The organism is Rhizobacter sp., from assembly GCF_031412075.1.
Classification (GTDB): Bacteria; Pseudomonadota; Gammaproteobacteria; order Burkholderiales; family Burkholderiaceae_C; genus Rhizobacter.
In genome coordinates, this window is the sequence record NZ_JANOCG010000283.1 from 1 (window position 1) to 2,826 (window position 2,826).

Genomic DNA, 2,826 nt, shown 5'->3' on the forward strand with positions numbered 1-2,826 from the left:
TCGCGCTTGGGTATCGGGGCCTCGCCAGGATGAGCAGCGGCTTGGTGCACGAGACTGCAACGGTGCTGGTCACCGAGCCGAGAAGAAGCCGCAAAGCAGGTTGCTCGGATGTCATCGTCTCAAATGAACAACCGAGTTACCGGTGACGCGCCGCGATCGCTGAACGGCGCGGCACTGGTGGCGCTGTCGATCCGCCGCGGACCCGTGCGTTCGCACCACGGATCGTGGGACCGGATGATCGCCTGACGGTGAACTCCTGCCCAGCGCGGATCGAATGAGTCTCGATCTTGTCCCCGATCCCTATGCGGCGCGCGCCGCAGCCAAGATGCGCAGCACCAGCGGATGATGCAGGCCGCGCCGCGAACGGATGGCGTAGATCTCCTCGTGAAGGTTCTCGCTTTGCCCCAGCAGGCGCAAGCCGCGCATCGTGGCCAAGTCGGTGGCACCGAGCGCCGTGACCGGAAACACACCCATGCCCTGGGCGGCGAACAGGCTGAGCAAGGCGCTGTCCTCGAACTCTCCGACCACCCGCGGGGTGATGCGGTTTGCGTCGAACCAGCGGTCGATGCGGTTGCGCATGGCCGCATGCGTCGTGGGCAACAGCAATGGCAATTCGCCCAGGCAAGCCGGGAAGGCATCGACCTGCGCTTTGTGCACCATCGACGCCGGCCCGTACCAATCCACTCGCGAGACCACCAGCCGCTCGCTGCTCAGGCGCAAATTGGAGTTGTGCGGCGGCACCTGACAGGCCAATACCACGTCCAGGCGATGCAGGGCCAGTTCGGCGAGGAGCGCGTCAACCTCGCCTTCGTGGCACACGAGCTTCAGCGAAGGCGTGTCCAGGACCGGCTTGAGGAGAACGTGGGCTGCCAGTTTTGCAAGTCCGTCAGACATGCCGACGGCCAGGCGTGCCGACTGACCCGACGCCGCAGCACCGGCCTCCTGCGCAATCAGTTCTCCCAGCTGAAAGATCTCCTCGGCACGAGCGAACACGGCCTGTCCGGCGTCTGTCACCGCCACGCCGCGGCCAGAAGGCTTGAGCAGTTGGTGGCCGAGATCCTGTTCCAGCGCCTTGACCTGTGCGCTGATGGTCTGGATGGCCATGTCCAGGCGCTCGGCAGCCCGGGAAATGCCGCCTTCCTTGGCGACGACCCAGAAGTAGTAGAGATGCCGGTAATTCAGCGTGGCCATGACACTTCCGCCCCAGAACGGTAGTTGCTCCACTTCGGAATTCCCGAAGCTGCGCTCACTGTAACGCTGCTCCTGCCAATAGGGCATCGCGCTGATCATCCCGCATCTCGAACGAAGGGCACCACGGACCACACGACCACTTTGCTGATACTTCTGGCGCTCGTCATGTTGGGGGTGCCCCTGGCAGGCTCGGCGGCTCGGCGGCTCGGCAACCAGCGCCCTCTGACAAGAACAACTGCTGGGCCCAGTGCGCCGGCCACCGTCGGCCTGTACGTTTCGATCTTCAACCTGTTTACGAGTCTGCTCAGCCGGTTCGGCTTTGGCAGCGCTGCCGAATGAACCCCCACAAGGAGCACACCATGCAATGCCCAACCTGCTGCACCGACACCGCACTCGTGATGAGCGACCGCCAAGGCGTCGAGATCGACTACTGCCCGAAATGCCGCGGTGTGTGGCTGGACCGCGGCGAACTGGACAAGCTGATCGAGCGCTCAGCGACCATGGCGTCGGCTCCAGTCGATAACCCGGCTGCCCGATCACAGCCCCAGTTCGTGGACTCCGACTACGAGCACGGCCGGGGCCCGCAGGGCAACCGCAAGAAGTCCTGGCTGAGCAACATCTTCGACTGACCCGTGACCGACACAGCACCAAGGAGCCCATCATGCGCCGCTATCCCGCGAACAGCCCGCAGGCGGCCGCCCGCATCGTCGCATTGACGGTGGTCGCCGACGGCGACATCGGCGAAGCCGAGATCGAGTGGCTCGAGCGCCTGGCCGTGCATGAACAACTGGGCCTGGCACGGCACGAATTGCATGCGCTGCTGGACACCTTTTGCGAAGACTTGCTTTCGAGCGACCAGTTGAAGTGGGCCGACGCCTGCCCGGTGGACGAGCGCACGCTGGCAGACCTGATGGGCGAGATACAAGACCCCGCGCTGCGGCTGAAGTTGCTGCGCTTGTGCGTCGAACTTGCAGAATCCGACGCGCGTGTCGCGCAGGGCGAATCGATCGTGCTCGGCGCCGCCGTCGCGCATTGGGGCTTGCACCGTGAGATGTTTCGGTCCTCGCCCTGAAACTGATCGGCGCACAACAACATATCAAAGGCGGTCATGCAATCCATCGGTTCACCACTCATGTGGTCCTTGTTCGCGGCGTTCGTGCTCGTAGCGCTGTTGGTCGACTTCTTTGCGATGAGCAAGCAGGGCGCACACCGCGTCAGCACCCGCGAGGCTGCCATCTGGTCGCTCGTCTGGGTCGGCGTGTCTTTCCTCTTCATGGGCTGGCTGTGGTGGTACCTCGGCGGTGCCGGCGCGGATGAAGCTACGCGCTCGCTGGCCAATGGCAAGTCGCTGGAGTTTCTGACCGGCTACCTGATCGAGAAGGCGCTTGCGGTCGACAACATCTTCGTGTTCCTGATGTTGTTCACCTACTTCGCGGTGCCGGCCCAATTCCAGAAACGCGTGCTGATGATCGGCATCCTGGGTGCGCTCGTGCTGCGTGCGGTGATGATCCTCGTGGGCGCCTGGCTGATTGCGCAGTTCCACTGGATCCTGTACGTGTTCGGCGCCTTCCTGCTGTTCACCGGCATCAAGATGTGGTGGGCCGCCGGCCAGGAGCCCGACCTGGACAACAACCC

The 2,826-nt window shown here is 63.9% G+C and carries 4 protein-coding genes; 3 read left to right on the plus strand and 1 reads right to left on the minus strand.

What is annotated here, in order from left to right; translation table 11 throughout:
* Positions 1-300 precede the first annotated feature (300 nt).
* Entirely contained in the window at positions 301-1,191 is an 891-nt protein-coding gene (locus RMO40_RS10225) for a LysR family transcriptional regulator (RefSeq protein ID WP_309720141.1), read from the minus strand.
* A gap of 359 nt (positions 1,192-1,550) precedes the next feature.
* Here RMO40_RS10225 and RMO40_RS10230 point away from each other — a divergent pair, with 359 nt between their 5' ends.
* The 3 genes from RMO40_RS10230 to RMO40_RS10240 all read left to right on the plus strand — a co-directional run.
* Positions 1,551-1,820, plus strand: coding sequence for a zf-TFIIB domain-containing protein (locus tag RMO40_RS10230; RefSeq protein WP_309720137.1), 270 nt, complete (start codon positions 1,551-1,553; stop codon positions 1,818-1,820).
* A gap of 32 nt (positions 1,821-1,852) precedes the next feature.
* On the plus strand, positions 1,853-2,263 hold the full coding sequence (locus RMO40_RS10235; RefSeq protein ID WP_309720139.1) for a TerB family tellurite resistance protein: 411 nt from the start codon (positions 1,853-1,855) through the stop codon (positions 2,261-2,263).
* Positions 2,264-2,299: 36 nt separating this feature from the next.
* A partial coding sequence (locus tag RMO40_RS10240; RefSeq protein WP_489660138.1) for a TerC family protein occupies positions 2,300-2,826 on the plus strand: 527 nt, incomplete at its 3' end.